Below are 2,933 nucleotides of genomic sequence, written 5' to 3' on the forward strand. Positions count from 1 at the left end.
GTCGCCTTCCGGGGACGAGAGGGGGCGCACGCGGCGGTGCGTCTCGATCTCCACCCGCGGCACCAGACGGGCCGGGTCCACGATCGCGCGCAGCAGCACGGCGGGCTCGGTGTTCCCCGCGAAGAGCGCCGCGGGATCGCCTTCGACCCCGTCGAGCGCCACGATGCGCCCGTACTCGGCCTCGTGCCCGGTGCGGACGGCGAAGGTGGCGGCCCCGTGGCCGTGGTGGCGCACGCACGCCCAGGCGCCGCGGCGCTCCAGGTCGCCCTCTTCCGTGTCGAAGTAGACGTCGCGGAACGAGGCGGTGCGCGTGGGCCCCGCCGCCAGCGTGTCGGGGGCGGGGTCCGTGGCGATGCGGTCCAGCGCGCCGGGGGTGCCCGGCTCGTACCGGCTGGAGGCGGGGCCGTCGGGAAGCGGGGCGTCGTGGTGCATCGTGCTCAGAACGGCAGTCCCATCCGAAGGTACACGACGTTGTCTTCGCCGCGGGCGTACACCACGCTCACGGCCTGCTGGCGGAAGCGGAAGAAGGCGCCGGCGCCCACGGCCGTGTGCCAGCCGCCTTCGTCGGAGCCGCCGTACCAGACGCGGCCGGCGTCGGCCAGGGCGATGACGCCCAGGTCGCCGCGCACCAGCAGGTTGGCGCGGGTGAGCACGGTGCGCAGCTCGGCCCCGCCGAACGCGGCCCGGTCGCCGGCGAAGCGCTGCATGGCGTGGCCGCGCAGCGAGGGCGAGCCGCCGATGAACGACGCGTACTGGAGGGGAAAGTAGCCCCACGTCGCCTGGGCCCCGGCCCGCAGCGCCAGCACGGGCCCGCGCCCGGCGGACAGGTACGCCGTCCCCACGCCGCCCGCCCGGGCGAACCCGCCGCGGTCGGCCTCGTCGAACAGGGCGTCGGCCACGCCGGGAAACACGTCCGCGTTGGCCGCCAGGGTGAACCCGCGGCGGGGATACGTCAGGTCGTCGCGCCCCTCCCAGTACGCCGCCCCGCGCGCGCCCACGTCGAAGAAGGTGTCCGTCCCGTGCACGTCGTCGCTGTCGAGGGCGGCCGCCGGCGTGCCGGACCGCACCTCGGGATCGGTGTAGCGCCCCACCAGCGCCGTGGTGACGGTGAATCGCTCGGAGAACGGCACCACCAGCGTGGGCTCCACCAGCAGCTGGCGCTCCCAGACGATGTAGTCGCGCCGCCCCAGCCCCGGCTGCTGCTCGGTGTCGTTGCCGAAGCCGTAGAACGCCGTCGCCTCCAGGTCAGACGCACGGGCGAAGAGGCCGCCGGAGACGGCGCTTCCCGTCGCCCGCCGGGCGGCGAACGCCTCCACGCCGAAGCGGCCGTACAGGGGCGCCCACAGCCCGCGCGCCCACCAGCGCGTGGCCCAGGGATAGCGCCGGAAGCCGTAGCGCGTGTGCGACGGCCCGCCGCCGATCACCAGGTCGGCGTAGGGGCGGACGGCGGCGTAGGGCGCGAACAGGGCGCTGCTCGCGCCCCAGTCGCGCGGGGGATCGATCCCCTCGCCCCGGGGTGCCTCCAGTGCCTCGTACTCGCGCGTGTCGACCACCACGCCGGGGCCTGCGGGAAAGCGGTTATGCCCGCGGTCGTCGTAGATGACGGTGCGCGCGCCGCGGCTCTCGTTCTCGTACACGTCGTCCCCGCCGCCGCCCAGCAGCCGGACCAGGATCGGACCCTGGCCGCGGATGACGGCGCGGTCGTCGCCGCCGTGCATCCACACCCGCACCTCGCGCGTTTCGTTCGCGGCGAAGCGGCGGCGGAAGTGCGGCTCGCCAAGCGTGCCGTTCGTCCCCGCATGGATGCGCACCTCCAGCGTGTCGCCCATGTGGTCGATGACCACCGTTTCCGCCGCGTCGGTGCCATAGACCTCGGGCTCGCGGGCCAGGAGCGCGTAGAACTCCGCCGCCGCGGCGGGAAGCGCGTCGCGGCGCGCGCGCAGGGTACGTTCGATCTCTTCGCAGCGCAGGGCGCAGTGCTCCGCCGGGATCAGGCGCACGGCCTGGGCGATCAGGGGGTCCGTCAGCCGGGCGCGGAGGGCGGCCGTCACCGAGTCCCAGTCGGCGCGGTCCAGCTCGCCCAGCATCCGCCGGTCCACCTCGATCCCCTGGTCCACCAGCCCCAGGGTTTCCGGCGCCGGCCCGAACGCCACCGCCTTGTCCAGCGCGGACCGCGCGAGGCCGATCAGGAACCCGTCGTAGTCCACGAACACGTAGTCGCGGTCGCGGGGGATCGGCCGCCAAACCCGCACGCCGCCGGAGTCGATCCCCGCCCAGCGGTACTGGTCGGCGTGGCGGTCCCAGTCGTTCATCACCAGGTCCAGCAGCCGCACCGTCAAAAACTCCTCGTCCGCCAGGCGGTTGCCGGGACCTTCCTCCAGCGCCTTCAGCATGTTTTCGGTGCCCTCGACCTCCGCCGCGCCGGCATAGGGCGCCGCGGGGCGCTCCTCCACCGTGCCCAGCATCCCCGCGAACTCCTGGCGGAACTCGCCCAGGCGCGGGTCGTCGGGCATCACGAACAGCACGGGGTCCACGTGCAGGGCGCCGGTGGCGTCCATCAGCCGCCCGGAGACGACGAGGCCGCTGGGCTGCTGCGAGCTCACCTGGTCCTGCAGCACGCGCCCGACGACGGTGCCCCTGAGGTCTGCCTCCTGCGCCCGCCACTGCCGCTTGTTCACGGAACGGAAGGCGTACTCCTTTCCATCCGCGCCGCGAAAGCGCAGGGACACGGTCTGATTGCCGCCGCCGCGCTCCGTGGGGGTCAGCCCGCCGGCGAAGGTGCGCAGGTTCAGCACCGGGACGCGGACGGGCGTCGTCCACAGGTCGCGGTAGCTGGTGCCCAGCAGGAACGCGCGGGTGGAGCCGGCGCCGTACTCCGGGCCGGGGACGACGATGGTGCTGTCCTGCGCGAACGCCGCCCCGGGGAGGGCGGC

At 74.5% G+C, this 2,933-nt stretch carries 2 protein-coding genes; both read right to left on the reverse strand.

Features of this window, described 5'->3' with window-relative positions; all coding sequences use genetic code 11:
• A partial coding sequence (locus VIB55_RS10200) for a hypothetical protein (RefSeq protein ID WP_331876553.1) occupies positions 1-432 on the reverse strand: 432 nt, incomplete at its 3' end.
• A 5-nt stretch (positions 433-437) separates the two neighbouring features.
• Positions 438-2,933 (reverse strand): BamA/TamA family outer membrane protein (locus VIB55_RS10205; protein ID WP_331876554.1); only part of this gene is annotated, 2,496 nt, incomplete at its 5' end.

The sequence above is a fragment of the Longimicrobium sp. genome, assembly GCF_036554565.1.
In the GTDB taxonomy this organism is placed as follows: domain Bacteria; phylum Gemmatimonadota; class Gemmatimonadetes; order Longimicrobiales; family Longimicrobiaceae; genus Longimicrobium.